Raw genomic sequence first — 14,973 nt, 5'->3', positions numbered from 1 at the left:
TAGTGTTTGTATTAGATGCTAGTTATAGGTGATTTTGAGGATGACGTCTTTACTAAACGGTCCCTCAACAACAGTCTCTGCCGGATTCGCACTAAGTTCTGCCCTGAATGGTGCGGTGACCGAAGGTGCACTAGACGATGAAAAAGAAGCAAATTGTGAGAAGCGGTTAAATTCCGTTGCTGTTCCATCTTTATGAAATATCTTCAATAGCAGTCCATTACCCATATCCAGATGGCTATAATCACTCAAAATATCCGTAGTGAAAAAGCTCCCTAAAATATTGAATTGCTCAGTACAGGCCGCACCAGGATCTTTTGTCATGACTACACTAAACGTCTCACTAACGCTGGTATTTTTAATTGTTCGGGAATTTATTTTACCAAAGTCAACAACGCCATCAGCTGGTTCCAGTGCGACATTAACAAAGCAGTCAAGGACATGAATATTATTTAATCCACGAATCCTGAAGGTCAAATTTTTGTCTACTTCTATAGCTCCTGCGCCACTCATACCTTTAAACTCTAGAGCGATATATTCATCAGGTAACACCAGGTTTTTATTAACTCTATTGGCATTTTTTGCTAATTTAATATAGAGTTGTACGCGAGCTGGAAAGGTTACTGATAATTGAGGCTCAGGACCTCCACTACAGACAGCGGGGTTTTTATAGTGATTATTAAAGGTACCCGCTCCTTTTATATCAATGCATTCTGGTGCTGCGATAGCATTAGGGGCAGTCGAATCATAATCAACTCCATTGTATGTTACGCCAAAAATATAGGAGTTCTGATTATAAAAGTCCTGACCGCCTGGTAAAAACATCATTATATTAGTCCAGGCTGATGGGTATTCTTCTCCAGGTGATGGGGCAGGTAATGCATTATTACAGAAGACATTCATAAAATACTCACTGCTTTGCCAGATCTTATCACCTTTTTTACCATTACTGGGGATAGAAATTCTTGGTACGTAACCAATGACTACGGTATTTCCCCCTTCATGTTCAGCATAGCAGTCCATTGCCCATACAGGTAATGCACTAAAACCTATAATAAATATAATTACAATTAATAAGTAGCGCATATTATTTATCTCGTTTGGCTACGGAAACATTACAAGAGTTATTAACCGTCGGGCAGTTTATTTCATAAAAACTTAATCCACCAAAATCATTGATATAACCAACCTGAAAAGCTGACGGAACATTTTTAAACTGCGTATCTGCATGGCTATAAGGGGTTACCATTAAACTTTGCGTTTGTGGCAACATTGTGATTCCGTTTGTTCCGATATAACCCAGCGTAACGTGATAAGGCATCTTATTGTTAAAGCGGATCGAACCATCATTTCTACGGATGATTTCAACTTTTTCGTAAGACATTACCCCATCATCTTCTAATTCAATAGCTTTTGGTCGCCAGAATAGTTTCAATGCGTGCTGCATAGTGACTTGCATCACATTTTTTTTATCTGTTTTTGGCGGTATTTCTCGCACGTTAAAATAGAAGAGCGTTTCTCTGTCATTAGGCAGTTGAGCAATTTTTTCCTGACTTATCATTCTTATTTGAATTTGCTCACTGGGATTTAAACGTACCATAGGGGGAACCGTGACAATAAAGTCACGTGATTTATTGCCTTTCGTATCTTCTATCCATGTTTGCGCCAGATAGGGTAGATTTTTGCTTTGATTAGTAAGTTTTAATGCTTCCCCTTTATCTGACTCATTCATTATGATACGGGTACGGTCCGGGATGATGGCACCCCAGGCAATGCTGCTCATGCAGGCGAGTAATACTCCTGCTGCAATGAGATTCTTTGTGTTTAAGTAGCGCATTAGTTTCATCCTGAATTAATTTTGGCTAATACACGGTAAAATAACCGTTCCGGTGGTTAAGTTGCTGCTATTGGGTGGTTGAATAAAACAGGATTTATCACCCCAGCGTAAAGTAAGTTTGCTGTCATCCTGAATGCCGTTGAGGTATACAAAGCCGCCATCAGCAACCAGTCCTAATTCTTTATGGCTGGTTTTATCTTTTACGCTAATCCCCAGTGGTGGGTGACTACCATCTGCCAGGCGAATAACCCCCATGATTTGATAGCCCTTGCGGGTATCAAGTTTGGCGTAGCCAATAGCACCTTCGGTTAAGGTGGTGGTGATAACCGAGTTTTCGATATCCACATTTTCTGGAAGATTTCGGGTATCAACGCTTAATGATGTTGTTATGTAACTGCTGACTGATGGAATAACTCCGATGCCATACCGATTAGTTACCGCGCGTTTATTGTTCAACGGAATATCTTCTGCACCATCTGCGTCGATCATAAAACGCGAGTCAGCACTACCACTATAGTCATGGAAAGCGGCTCCGTGACGAGTCGCCGTGAATGAACCATTCCAACTGGCATTCAGAGAATAATAACTGTCTCGCTGTGATGTCCCGGAGAGATAGAGACGACCGTTCTCGGTATTATGCTGATAACTGGCGCGTAGTGACGCTTTCATATCTTTGAATTCATCATTGTCGCCTGAAGCAGAAACGCTCCAGGAATTATTTCGATCGGAAGAGTCATACCACGAAGCAGTATGCGAAATCTTGTTATCCTGATTTCGTTGCATACCATAGCTCAATGTTCTACTGGTTCCCCAGGGAATCGAAATATTTAGGTACAGTTGATCCTGGTTGTCTTCTTCCCAGTTTATTCGGCTAAATGTTAGAGAAGTGGAGACGTTTTTTAATGGCCCGATATCAAAATCGCGGCTAAGTGATAATGAATAATTCACATTACTGCTGGCGTCCCAGTAAGTATTACGAGCCAAACTTACGTATGTATTTAACCTTAATGATTCAAGATACTGGTTAAACGTGACAATATAACTCTCTTTTTCATTCTGATAATTCGTGTAATGGTTAGTGTCATTGATATATTCATTCATTGTCACAAAGTTTTTATCAGAGAAACGGTAACCAGCGAAAGTGAGCTGGCTACCGGTAGATTCAAAACGTTTTGAATAGTTAGCGCGGTAGCTATAACCCGTTTCTTTATCCTGATTATGCAACTGAGCATCAGATCGTGTGACATCAAAAGATAATGAACCCAATGAGTTAAGGTTAAAGCCAACGCCGGCAGCCAGAGATTGATAATCACGGTTTGTTAAAACTGAACCACCATACAGGGATACATTGTTCAGCCAACCCCATGAGAATTCACCAGTCCAGAAGAAGGGTTGTTGTAAGGAATCACCACCAACGCTGGTCGGTTTACCCATAGCAGTGGTGTAGCGAATCTGCCCTTTACGCGTCAGATAAGGAATACTATTAGATGCAACTTGCCATTGCGTGACTTGCCCGTCCTCTTCTTCAACCTTGACGTCCAGTTGCCCCTGTAATGTATTGAATAAATTAGTAATAGCAAATGGGCCAGGAGGAACATTTTCTTGATAAATAATACGGTTGTTCTGTGAGACAGTGACCTTTGCATTCGTTTGTGCAACACCCGTGATTTGCGGTGCGTAACCACGTAGATCAGGCGGCAACATATTCTCATCGCTTTTCAACGAAACGCCAGAAAAATGGAAAGAGTCGAAAATAGAGGATTCAGTATCGTATTGACCTATAGTTAGTTTTGCATTAATTGCTGGGATTGGGCGAAACAAATAAATACGCGGAAAATCCAGGTTGTTCGCCTGGCTTTTGCCATTGTTAAATGATTGATCGTACTGGTAATCAGTACGCAGGCGCCAGGCCCCAAGATTAACCCCAGCCTGCCCATAGGAACTTATATTTTGTGAATTATCGCCCTGATGTGGTGCATAATGAGAGGCATATAAATTGTAGTCAAGAAATGCCCCAGCAATACCATGATCCCAAAGTTCAGGAGGCGTCCAGTTTGCATCTTTGTATTTTAACCATGCCTGAGGTGCAGATATGGATAATTGCATTTTCCCTTTATCGAGATAAGTTGTAATTTGTTTTTCTTTTTCGATAGGGTAACAACCATCGATCAGGTTTTGCTGAGCCACTTCAATAATCTCATCAGTAAAGCCTAATAATGTTAATTGCTCTGGAGTCAGACAAACTGCAGTTTGGTTATCAATTAATACCCATTGCAGGTCCAGATGGATTGGCGTCCTTTTATTATTAATAAGAGCGTTTAATGAGTATTTACCTACGGGTAATTGGCCATCAGTTTCAAATTGGGAAAGGTTAACGTTTTCACGATCTTCGGCTTCGATTAAATCTTTGTTGAATTCAACGGCATAAGCTGACGCACAACCAATGATGAGAACGGATAATGAACAATAAATATTTTTAATCAATTCGCTTATTGTGGTTAATTTTAATTTTTTATACATCTGTTCCACTTATCATTAATCCGTTAATGATGTGGCCGGGCGAACCCGGCCTAATGTGATTACTCGTAAGCAATCTTATAGTCAGCCTGAGCGTAAACGTTGCCCGGGGTAGCATCTTTGCTTGGGGATTCCATACGAGCTTTGAAGTTCAGTTCCTGATAGCTGTTAGTATTGTTGAATGTAATTACTACCGGAGTACCTAAAGTCACTTCGCCGCTCTGGCTATCCAGAATACGTACGCCAACGCCTGTGGCACCACCGATTTCAGTTTCTTTGGTGTTTTTCAGCAGGTCAGTCTGACCCGTCATAGTATTCGCTGTGGTGAAAGTAACCTTCGCTTTTGAATAAGTGGTTCCACCCTGGCTCAACATGCAGTCTTGCAGGTGAATAGTGAAAGGCTCAGCCAAAGATTTCTGGTCGCTTTTCAGAACGGTATCTGCTACTTCACCCAGATTTACAGTTAAGTCTTCGTCACCTGGTTTAATTGAACATGGAGCAGAGATAACTTCACCTTTAAATTTAACAATGCCGTGACCTTCGTCAGCAAATACGTTATTGGAAAGAATCATTGCTACGCCAGCAACAAGAAGTGACTTTTTAAAAGCAGACATAATATTCCTTTATATAAATATAAGTAGAAAATGAATGATTAGTAACTGTTATTTAAGGATTGCTAATCATTCAAATATTATATTTTACTTTTCGGGTTTTATGAAATTAGTTTATCTAAATATGGATTAAGTAAAACTTAAAAAATACATAACAATTATATTTTCAATTGCACTCATTCATTTTTGTGATGATATTCTGAATGGAATTAAGCGATAAGGTAATAGAAAGCACTGTAAATTAGAAGATTAATTCATAATTTACAGTGCATTAAAGACAAATGTTTACAGCGTTGGGGGGAGAGTCTCTGGATCTGGCTGCTTTTTAATCTCAGTACTGCGATTTTCCAGTTCGCTCATTCTTTGTTCAAGCAGCGCCAGTTTCTCACGAGTCCGTAACAGGACTTGCGTTTGGACGTCGAACTCTTCACGGCTTACAAGGTCGAGGCGCGTCAGCTGAGCTTGTAGGGTTTGGCGGATTTTTTTCTCCACATCTTCCCCGAACTCCCTGATTCCTTTAGGCATTGATTCGTGAACCTGGCGAGCGATTTGCTCAATTTTTTTCGGGTCAATCATTGTAGTTTCCCTGTACTGATAGGTGTTGAGTGCCATTGTAGTGCGATAAGGGTAAGTCATAAACCAGAATTATGTGAAGCTATGCGTTGCTGCCGCTAATCATTAGCGTTATAGTGAATCCGCTTATTCTCAGGGCGGGGCGAAATTCCCCACCGGCGGTAAATCAACTCAGTTGAAAGCCCGCGAGCGCTTTGGGTGCGAACTCAAAGGACAGCAGATCCGGTGTAATTCCGGGGCCGACGGTTAGAGTCCGGATGGGAGAGAGTAACGATTCTGTCGGGCATGGACCCGCTCACGTTATTTTGGCTATATGCCGCCACTCCTAAGACTGCCCTGATTCTGGTAACCATAATTTTAGTGAGGTTTTTTTACCATGAATCAGACGCTACTTTCCTCTTTTGGTACGCCTTTCGAACGTGTTGAAAATGCACTGGCTGCGCTGCGTGAAGGACGCGGTGTAATGGTGCTTGATGATGAAGACCGTGAAAACGAAGGCGATATGATCTTCCCGGCAGAAACCATGACCGTTGAGCAGATGGCGCTGACCATTCGCCACGGTAGCGGTATTGTTTGCCTGTGCATCACTGAAGATCGCCGTAAACAACTTGATCTGCCAATGATGGTAGAAAATAACACCAGCGCCTATGGCACCGGTTTTACCGTGACCATTGAAGCGGCTGAAGGTGTGACTACCGGTGTTTCTGCCGCTGATCGAATTACGACCGTTCGCGCAGCGATTGCCGATGGCGCAAAACCTTCTGATCTGAATCGCCCGGGCCACGTTTTCCCACTTCGCGCGCAGGCAGGTGGTGTACTGACGCGTGGCGGTCATACTGAAGCGACTATTGATTTGATGACGCTGGCAGGCTTTAAACCGGCTGGTGTGCTGTGTGAGTTGACTAATGACGATGGCACGATGGCGCGTGCACCAGAGTGCATTGAGTTTGCCAATAAACACAATATGGCGCTCGTGACTATTGAAGACCTGGTGGCATACCGTCAGGCACATGAGCGTAAAGCCAGCTGAAAACCGCTGCTTAATTACTGCCTTAATCAAGAAACCGAAGTTGTAGCTGGCTTCGGTTTTTATTTTGCCCTGCTATGCAAGATGTTAATTCCGCTTCTCTTTCTATGAGAAAATTTCATTAATATCAGGCATTCTTTTTCATTATGATCAAAATCATATAATTGTTCCGTTATTATGCGACCATATGAATATATCCGAAAAAGGATATGTGAAATTTATGCGCTAAATGTTTAGTATTGTTAAATATTAAGGGTAAAAGGATGTTTATCGCCTGGTACTGGATTGTATTGATTGCTCTTGTTGTGGTGGGTTATTTCCTGCATTTGAAACGTTATTGTCGGGCGTTTCGCCAGGACAGAGACGCACTGCTTGAAGCGCGGAACAAATACTTAAACAGTACGAGAGAAGAGACAGCCGAAAAGGTAGAATAAGGCTTTAGTGAAGCTAGCAGAAGTTGTCCATGCGCTGGCCAACTTCTGATGTTGCTTTTAACCAATTCCCGCCGTTTGTAGCAGCACTAAACTGAATCCCATCACTGACATTCCACATAGTACGCCATAGCTGGGGTTATTATTAGGGTCAATCTCTTTGGCGAGCGGCATTAATTCATCAACCGAGAGCGCCACCATAATTCCTGCAACCGCCGCCATGATTGCCGCCATGACCACGGGGGAAATCATGCTACCGAGGATTAACCACGCCAGCACACCACCAAGAATTTCTGCCAATCCAGAAATCCCCGCCCACAGAATTGCCGTGCGTTTAGAACCCGTTGCTGCATAAACCGGGCCTGCAACCGCCAGACCTTCAGGAATATTGTGCAACGCGACGGCCAGTGCGATGCCAAATCCCAGCTCCAGGTTGCTGCTCGCCGTGACAAAGGTGGCAATCCCTTCCGGGAAGTTATGCAGACTGATGCCGAGAGTGAGCAGAATGGCTGTGCGCTTGATCGATTTTGGCAACGGCTGCACCGATTTTTGCATTAAATCCTGCGGATGCGCATGTGGCAACATGCGGTCCAGGCCAAAATAGCCAAGCAGACCGAAGATAAACATTCCATAACCCAACACAGGCGACATTCCTTCAGCTGCTAGTGCGGCAGGAAGCATTTCCATTAATGAGATGAGCAACATGATCCCCGCCGCAAATCCTAGCGAAAACGCCAGTAAGCGGTTCGAGGGTTTTTGCCCGAGAACGCCGAGAAACGCGCCAATAAACGTGGCTGCCCCCGCCAGTATGGTCAGAATGAGAGGTACTGACATCGACAACTCCTTATAAATCTTCACCTTCAGGCAGATCGTCAAAATAACTGATGATCATCATCATTGTTATCCGGGTTCTTACTCCGCCGAACAAGCGTATTGTGAGGATATCAAAATGACACCTTTAGTTAAGGATATCATCATGTCTTCAACACGTATGCCAGCATTGTTTTTAGGTCACGGTAGTCCGATGAACGTGCTGGAAGATAATTTGTATACCCGCAGCTGGCAGAAGTTGGGGATGACATTGCCACGCCCGCAAGCGATTGTGGTGGTTTCGGCTCACTGGTTTACCCGTGGAACAGGAGTGACCGCGATGGAGACGCCGCCCACGATTCATGACTTTGGTGGCTTCCCGCAGGCGCTGTACGATACGCATTATCCTGCTCCGGGTTCGCCTGTGCTGGCACAGCATCTGGTTGAGCTGTTAGCACCGGTCCCGGTGACGCTGGATAAAGAAGCCTGGGGCTTTGACCACGGTTCCTGGGGCGTGCTGATTAAGATGTATCCTGACGCCGATATCCCGATGGTGCAGTTGAGTATCGACAGTAGCAAACCTGCCGCCTGGCATTTCGAAATGGGGCGCAAACTGGCAGCGCTGCGAGATGAAGGAATAATGTTGGTCGCCAGTGGCAACGTGGTGCATAACCTGCGTACAGTGAAGTGGCACGGTGATAGTTCACCATATCCTTGGGCGATGTCGTTTAATGAGTATGTGAAAGCGAATCTGACGTGGCAAGGGGCGGTAGAGCAGCATCCTCTGGTGAATTACCTCGACCATGAAGGTGGCGCGTTATCGAACCCAACGCCGGAGCACTATCTGCCGTTGTTGTATGTCTTAGGTGCGTGGGATGGGCAGGAGCCAATTACCATTCCGGTCGATGGTATAGAAATGGGCAGCCTGAGTATGCTGTCGGTGCAGATAGGTTAACAATTACCGGATGGCGAATGCCATCCGGCATCATTGATTACTCAACAAAAATATGTGGATAAAACCGAGACATATCCTGGGTGATCAATGCACGGTCTTCACGAATGCCAATTCCGGCGGGTTGATCGTTCACCAGCCAGCTACCAATCAGCATATAGCTGTCGCCGAATTTCGGTAACGGGTGGAATTGCTGAACAATCATCCCTTCTTCGCCATACGGACCTTCCGCTGCTTCAATGGTTTTGCCGTTTTCAATGATCGACACGTTTGCGCCTTCACGGGAGAAGATCGGTTTAACCACATATTTTTCCATTTGCGGATGATCATCTTCCGCAAAATAAGCGGGCAGCAGGTTCGGGTGATTCGGGAACATCTCCCACAGTAGCGGTAGAAGTGCCTTGTTGGAGATAATGCTCTTCCACGCTGGTTCCAGCCAGCGTACGCCTGCATCCTCCAGCTTGGTGGAAAACATCTCACGCAACATAAATTCCCACGGATACAGCTTGAACAGGTTGGAAATTACCTGATCCTGTAAATCCGTGAACTGACCTTTTTCACCTAACCCGATATCATCGATGTAGAGGAACTCAGTAGCAATTTCAGCTTCCGTTGCGCAGTCCTGCAAATACTGAATGGTTCCGCGATCTTCCACCGTGTCGCGACAGCAGGTGAGATGCAGCAACTGGAAGCCATACTGTTCACGCAGCTCAACGAAGCGATCGATCAGTTTTTCTTGCAGACTGTTAAACTGGTCGCTGCCCTCCGGCAAGTTACCGGCGTTAAGCTGATCTTCCAGCCAGATCCACTGAAAGAACGCCGCCTCGTATAGTGACGTTGGCGTATCGGCGTTATTTTCCAGAAGTTTAGGTTCGCCAGTGCCATCCCACGCCAGATCAAGACGCGAATAAAGCGATGGCTGGTGCGTCAGCCATGACTGGCGCACAAAACTCCAGGTGTGTTTTGGAATGCGGAATTTGGTCATCAGCTCATCGCTGGCGATCACTTTTTCCACCACTTTCAGGCACATCTGGTGCAGTTCGGCGGTGACTTCTTCCAGCTTTTCAACCTGGGCGAGGGTCAACTTGTAGTAAGCATCTTCACACCAGTACGGCTCGCCGTACATGGTGTGAAAATTGAAACCGTATTCGTGGGCTTTCTCACGCCAGTCCGGGCGCTCGGTAATACTGACTCTTTCCATCGGTATCAGCCACCCATTGAACGAGAAGAGGTGCCAGTTGCGCTACGCTGCATAGTGCTTTGTTTGGCAACAGATTCACCAAAACCGCCACGGGTAACGGTAGTGGTGGTCGCCGGTTTTGGTGCCATGGCTGTCTTCGGTACGGTCATGGTGCGGCCTGGCTGGGCTGCGCCATAGTTTTTACCCGTCGCGTCGGTATATTTACCGTAAGCCGGGCTGGCTGGGTTTTTCGAGGAGAACAGCGGCTGCTGTGCAAATCCCGCGCCGCCGCCCATCAGACGCCCCATCATGTAACCGGCCATCAGCGGCATCCAGAAACTCCCGCTGGATTGCTGGGCCTGCGCCTGGTTTTCTGGTGCCATGCCAGCCTGGGCTGGTGCCTGCTGGCACTGACCTTCACCAAATTCAGCAACACAGTCTTCACGGGTGGCGTATTTCGGCGCAGTACGTTCGGCTTCTTTCAGCGCATTGTTGTACGCGGTGGTACATTCGGCGCTTTTGCCTGGGTTTGCAGCTGAACAGTCGTCAGCATTTTGATAGAGAGACACTGTTTCATCACTCTTTTCACAGCCAGCCAGCATAAAAACAGTGGCAACCGCGAGAGCGACTGGTGTCAGATGGCGCGCGCTCCAGTTTTTGCGGAACGATGCGTGGCGTATGGATTTTGTCCGTTTCATTTTTGTCTTCCGGGACCAGTGGTAAATACCCATCAGAATAGAGGATGGCTGGTCGAAATTGAAGCGAGAAGGGGGAAGAATGCGGCAGATAACCCGTATCTTTACGTTGCCTTACGTTCAGACGGGGCCGAAGCCCCGTCGTCGTCATCAGTTACGGAAAGGGTTATGACCGTTACTGGTGGTAGTGCGTGCGGATGTTTGCTGAACGACGGGTGCCGGGCTATCAGGCGCATAACCATCAGCAATAGCATTCTGTTCCGGCGTTTGCGGGGCAACGTTTTCCGGATTAGTGGAAACCGGTTTGCTCAGCGCATTGTTCAGTGCCAGCAGATCCTGCTCGTTCAACGTACCCAGGGCTGACTTAATATTCAGCTGATTAATCAGGTAGTTATAACGCGCATTTGCCAGCTCTTGCTTAGCGTTGTACAGCGTGGTGGTTGCATCCAACACATCAACAATGGTACGCGTACCGACCGAGTAGCCCGCTTCCATCGCGTCTAATGAGCTTTGAGCGGAAACTACGGCTTGTTTGTAGGCGTTAATGCTACTGATAGATGCATTAATGTTGTTGAAGGAGGAACGTACGGTTTGCACGACGCTACGATGCGCGCTTTCCAGTTGCTCGCTGGCACCAACAAAGTTGTACTGGGCCTGTTTCACCTGCGAGTTAACCATTCCGCCCTGATAAATCGGCAGCGAGAAGCTCAGGCCCACTTTGTTCTGGCCCATATTGCTGTCGTCATACTGGGTACCAGCGGCACCACGAGTTTTCGAACCGCTATAAGAGGTGTCAGAAATCCCGGTAGAAGCCGTTAAATCCAGCGTCGGTAAGTGACCATCCTGCGCCTGGCGAATTTGCTCGCGCGCCAGGTCCTGGCTCAAGCGTGCCTGTAACAGCGACAGGTTGCGTTTTTCGGCTTCTTTCAGCAGCGCGTTAACCGGCTGTGGTTTGTCGGTTTTAAAGTTTTCGACATTCAGCGCTGCCAGTTCTGGATAGTAGTTACCGGTGATCTGGCGCAGCTGCTCTACCGCGTTATCAAGGTTATTACGTGCGGTCACTTCGTTCGCCAGCACGGTATCGTACTGCGCGCGGGCGTTCTGCACGTCGGTTATCGCTACCAGGCCCACGTTAAAACGTTGGGTGGTTTGATCTAATTGACGGTAGATCGCTTCTTTTTGTGCCTGTGTATAGGAAAGAACGTCAATAGCATTCAACACGTTGAAATAAGCGGTCGCGGTGTTGAGGATCAAGGTTTGCTGATCGGTCTGATATGTGACGTCCTGAATCCCTGCTGCTTTTTCCTGCAGCGTTAACGCACGCCATTTCGACATATCAAAAATGGATTGAGTTAACTGCAGGGACGCACTGGTCGCGTTAGAGTTGATGCCGTTCGCGTCGCGGTAGCCGTTGCTATAGGTGTAATCTGCACCTAAACCTAGCTGTGGCAGTAATGGACTGCGCGCTTCATTAATTTTTTCAAAGGCAGCATCACGATCGGCGGCAGACTTACGCAATTCCGGGTTACTAAGGCGTGCTTGCTGATAAACTTGCATCAGGTTCTCGGCCTGGCTCAACGAACTGAACCCAGAAAGGCTCAGGCCGATAAGAATGGGGAGCAATTTCTTCATTTGCATTCCTTGTGGTGAAGCAGTATTTAGCGCGATCAAACTGTAAAATTATTGCGGATTCTAGCAGAAGCCGCTACCGCAAAAGGTTGGCGTTACGTGCCATAGGGCGTTAATGTGCCTCAATTTAACACATGACTGCTCAAACGGCAGTCAAACGTCGCTGAAATTCACATTTAATTCACTATTAGTGCCAGGACATTAACAATGCTTAAGCCAGACAACCTGCCCGTTACATTTGGCAAAAACGATGTAGAAATTATTGCACGAGAAACACTTTATCGCGGCTTTTTTTCATTAGATCTTTATAGATTTCGTCATCGTTTATTCAACGGGCAAATGAGTCATGAGGTACGGAGGGAAATTTTTGAGCGCGGTCACGCCGCAGTCTTGCTACCCTTTGACCCAGTGCGTGATGAAGTTGTGCTGATTGAGCAGATTCGGATTGCCGCATACGACACCAGTGAAACCCCCTGGCTACTGGAGATGGTTGCCGGGATGATAGAAGAGGGTGAAAGTGTGGAAGATGTTGCCCGTCGCGAAGCGATTGAAGAGGCGGGACTGATAGTCAAACGGACCAAACCGGTGTTAAGTTTCCTGGCAAGCCCGGGGGGCACCAGTGAGCGTTCGTCAATTATGGTGGGCGAAGTGGACGCCACGACCGCAAGCGGTATTCATGGTCTGGCTGATGAAAACGAAGATATTCGCGTTCATGTGGTAAGCCGGGAACAGGCATACCAGTGGGTAGAAGAGGGGAAAATCGACAACGCAGCGTCGGTCATCGCTTTGCAATGGCTGCAGCTGCATCATCAAGCGTTAAAAAATGAGTGGGCATAAATGAAGCGTTACACACCTGACTTTCCTGAAATGATGCGCCTGTGCGAGATGAACTTTTCACAATTGCGCCGTTTGTTACCGCGCAATGACGCACCCGGCGAAACTGTAAGCTATCAGGTGGCAAACGCACAATATCGGCTGACGATTGTGGAATCGACCCGATACACTACCCTGGTGACAATAGAACAGACTGCGCCCGCGATCAGTTACTGGAGCCTTCCGTCAATGACGGTGCGTCTGTATCATGACGCGATGGTGGCTGAAGTGTGTTCAAGCCAGCAGATTTTTCGCTTCAAAGCGCGGTATGATTATCCTAATAAAAAGTTGCATCAACGCGACGAAAAGCATCAAATTAACCAGTTTTTAGCGGACTGGTTGCGATACTGTTTAGCACATGGAGCGATGGCGATTCCGGTTTACTAGCGTCGTGAAACCTAAGGACACCATTTGGAAAGCCTGTTAACCCTTCCTCTGGCTGGTGAGGCCAGAGTCAGGATTTTACAAATTACCGATACTCACCTGTTTGCACAAAAGCACGAAGCCCTGTTAGGGGTAAACACCTGGGAAAGCTACCAGGCGGTGCTGGAGGCGATTCGTCCACATCAGCACGAATTCGACCTGATTGTCGCGACAGGTGATTTAGCGCAGGATCAATCCTCTGCGGCCTATCAGCATTTCGCTGAAGGCATCGCAAGTTTTCGTGCGCCCTGCGTCTGGCTGCCGGGCAACCACGATTTCCAGCCCGCGATGTACAGCGCGTTACAGGATGCGGGTATCTCCCCGGCGAAGCGCGTGTTTATTGGTGAGCAATGGCAAATCCTGTTGCTGGATAGCCAGGTGTTTGGCGTGCCGCACGGTGAGCTGAGCGAGTTTCAGCTTGAGTGGCTGGAACGTAAACTGGCCGATGCGCCAGAACGCCATACGTTGCTGCTGCTGCATCATCATCCGCTACCTGCGGGTTGTAGTTGGCTTGATCAACACAGCCTGCGTAACGCGGGCGAACTGGATACCGTGCTGGCGAAGTTTCCGCACGTCAAATACTTGCTGTGCGGTCATATTCATCAGGAGCTGGATCTCGACTGGAACGGTCGCCGCCTGCTGGCAACGCCGTCGACCTGTGTGCAGTTTAAGCCGCACTGTTCCAACTTTACGCTGGACACCATCGCGCCCGGCTGGCGTACTCTCGAGTTACATGCTGATGGCACGCTGACCACCGAGGTGCATCGCCTGGCGGACACACGTTTCCAACCTGATACCGCTTCAGAAGGCTACTGATGTCTACGCTTCTTTATTTACACGGTTTCAACAGCTCGCCGCGCTCTGCAAAAGCGAGCTTGTTAAAAAACTGGCTGGCGGAACATCACCCTGACGTTGAGATGATCATTCCGCAGTTGCCGCCGTATCCTTCCGACGCGGCAGAGCTGCTGGAATCCATTGTCCTGGAACATGGCGGCGATTCGCTGGGTATTGTCGGTTCGTCACTGGGGGGATATTACGCCACCTGGTTGTCACAATGTTTTATGCTGCCCGCAGTGGTGGTAAACCCGGCGGTGCGCCCGTTTGAACTGCTGACGGACTATCTCGGTCAGAACGAGAACCCCTACACCGGGCAGCAATATGTGCTAGAGTCACGCCATATTTACGATCTCAAAGTCATGCAGATTGACCCGCTGGAAGCGCCGGATTTGATCTGGCTGCTGCAACAGACGGGAGATGAAGTGCTGGATTACCGCCAGGCGGTGGCGTACTACGCTTCCTGCCGCCAGACTGTCATAGAAGGCGGCAACCACGCATTCACGGGCTTCGAAGATTATTTCAACCCGATCGTCGATTTTCTTGGTCTGCACCATCTCTGACGATCAACTCGAATTGCTAAC

The 14,973-nt window shown here is 47.3% G+C and carries 16 protein-coding genes and 1 riboswitch; of the genes, 7 read left to right on the top strand and 9 right to left on the bottom strand.

What is annotated here, in order from left to right; all coding sequences use genetic code 11:
- Window positions 1-18 precede the first annotated feature (18 nt).
- The 5 genes from ACJHXA_RS14960 to ubiK form a co-directional block, all read right to left on the bottom strand.
- The gene (locus ACJHXA_RS14960) at window positions 19-1,083 is read right to left on the bottom strand and encodes a fimbrial protein (RefSeq protein WP_001269793.1); all 1,065 of its coding nucleotides are present in this window, start codon (window positions 1,081-1,083) and stop codon (window positions 19-21) included.
- 1 nt (window position 1,084) lies between these two features.
- Window positions 1,085-1,834 carry a molecular chaperone gene (locus ACJHXA_RS14955; RefSeq protein ID WP_001269825.1) on the bottom strand — a complete coding sequence of 250 codons (750 nt, stop codon included), beginning with the start codon at window positions 1,832-1,834 and terminating at the stop codon, window positions 1,085-1,087.
- 15 nt (window positions 1,835-1,849) lie between these two features.
- Window positions 1,850-4,354, bottom strand: a complete 2,505-nt coding sequence (locus tag ACJHXA_RS14950; protein WP_000277135.1) for a fimbria/pilus outer membrane usher protein — start codon at window positions 4,352-4,354, stop codon at window positions 1,850-1,852.
- Between the two features lie 59 nt (window positions 4,355-4,413).
- Window positions 4,414-4,965: a fimbrial-like protein gene (locus tag ACJHXA_RS14945; protein ID WP_001272149.1), complete on the bottom strand. Its 552-nt coding sequence runs from the start codon at window positions 4,963-4,965 to the stop codon at window positions 4,414-4,416.
- A gap of 282 nt (window positions 4,966-5,247) precedes the next feature.
- Window positions 5,248-5,538, bottom strand: coding sequence for a ubiquinone biosynthesis accessory factor UbiK (gene ubiK / locus ACJHXA_RS14940; RefSeq protein WP_001297598.1), 291 nt, complete (start codon window positions 5,536-5,538; stop codon window positions 5,248-5,250).
- A 121-nt stretch (window positions 5,539-5,659) separates the two neighbouring features.
- Window positions 5,660-5,808, top strand: a riboswitch (FMN riboswitch).
- A 103-nt stretch (window positions 5,809-5,911) separates the two neighbouring features.
- Here ubiK and ribB point away from each other — a divergent pair.
- Entirely contained in the window at window positions 5,912-6,565 is a 654-nt protein-coding gene (ribB, locus tag ACJHXA_RS14935; RefSeq protein ID WP_001076997.1) for a 3,4-dihydroxy-2-butanone-4-phosphate synthase, read from the top strand.
- A gap of 260 nt (window positions 6,566-6,825) precedes the next feature.
- Window positions 6,826-6,996 (top strand): protein YqiD, encoded by a 171-nt coding sequence (yqiD, locus tag ACJHXA_RS14930; protein WP_000469266.1) that lies wholly within the window; start codon window positions 6,826-6,828, stop codon window positions 6,994-6,996.
- A gap of 57 nt (window positions 6,997-7,053) precedes the next feature.
- On the opposite strand, the gene zupT is transcribed toward yqiD, so the two are convergent.
- Complete coding sequence (gene zupT, locus ACJHXA_RS14925; protein ID WP_001295627.1) at window positions 7,054-7,827, bottom strand: zinc transporter ZupT; 774 nt, start codon at window positions 7,825-7,827, stop codon at window positions 7,054-7,056.
- A 142-nt stretch (window positions 7,828-7,969) separates the two neighbouring features.
- On the opposite strand from zupT, the gene ygiD reads away from it, so the two are divergent.
- Window positions 7,970-8,758 (top strand): 4,5-DOPA dioxygenase extradiol, encoded by a 789-nt coding sequence (gene ygiD / locus ACJHXA_RS14920; protein WP_001299419.1) that lies wholly within the window; start codon window positions 7,970-7,972, stop codon window positions 8,756-8,758.
- 37 nt (window positions 8,759-8,795) lie between these two features.
- Here ygiD and ACJHXA_RS14915 read toward each other — a convergent pair whose 3' ends face one another.
- From ACJHXA_RS14915 to tolC, 3 genes are all read right to left on the bottom strand, one after another.
- Window positions 8,796-9,956 (bottom strand): glutathionylspermidine synthase family protein, encoded by a 1,161-nt coding sequence (locus ACJHXA_RS14915; RefSeq protein ID WP_000442860.1) that lies wholly within the window; start codon window positions 9,954-9,956, stop codon window positions 8,796-8,798.
- Window positions 9,957-9,961: 5 nt separating this feature from the next.
- Window positions 9,962-10,633 carry a DUF1190 family protein gene (locus ACJHXA_RS14910; RefSeq protein WP_000831543.1) on the bottom strand — a complete coding sequence of 224 codons (672 nt, stop codon included), beginning with the start codon at window positions 10,631-10,633 and terminating at the stop codon, window positions 9,962-9,964.
- A gap of 147 nt (window positions 10,634-10,780) precedes the next feature.
- Window positions 10,781-12,262: an outer membrane channel protein TolC gene (gene tolC / locus ACJHXA_RS14905; protein ID WP_000735278.1), complete on the bottom strand. Its 1,482-nt coding sequence runs from the start codon at window positions 12,260-12,262 to the stop codon at window positions 10,781-10,783.
- A 204-nt stretch (window positions 12,263-12,466) separates the two neighbouring features.
- Between tolC and nudF the strand changes: the two genes are divergently transcribed.
- From nudF to yqiA, 4 genes are read left to right on the top strand one after another with little or no spacing between them, the layout of a single operon-like run.
- Window positions 12,467-13,096, top strand: a complete 630-nt coding sequence (gene nudF / locus ACJHXA_RS14900; RefSeq protein ID WP_000917117.1) for an ADP-ribose diphosphatase — start codon at window positions 12,467-12,469, stop codon at window positions 13,094-13,096.
- The gene (locus ACJHXA_RS14895; RefSeq protein WP_000833393.1) at window positions 13,097-13,519 is read left to right on the top strand and encodes a DUF1249 family protein; all 423 of its coding nucleotides are present in this window, start codon (window positions 13,097-13,099) and stop codon (window positions 13,517-13,519) included.
- Between the two features lie 24 nt (window positions 13,520-13,543).
- Entirely contained in the window at window positions 13,544-14,371 is an 828-nt protein-coding gene (gene cpdA, locus ACJHXA_RS14890; RefSeq protein WP_000444747.1) for a 3',5'-cyclic-AMP phosphodiesterase, read from the top strand.
- Window positions 14,371-14,952: an esterase YqiA gene (gene yqiA, locus ACJHXA_RS14885; RefSeq protein ID WP_000105733.1), complete on the top strand. Its 582-nt coding sequence runs from the start codon at window positions 14,371-14,373 to the stop codon at window positions 14,950-14,952. Before cpdA ends, yqiA begins: the two co-directional genes overlap by 1 nt.
- Window positions 14,953-14,973: the final 21 nt, after the last annotated feature.

The sequence above is a fragment of the Escherichia sp. WS33 genome (assembly GCF_046486385.1).
Lineage (GTDB): Bacteria > Pseudomonadota > Gammaproteobacteria > Enterobacterales > Enterobacteriaceae > ECMA0423.
This window is presented reverse-complemented; position numbering and strand designations above follow the sequence as displayed.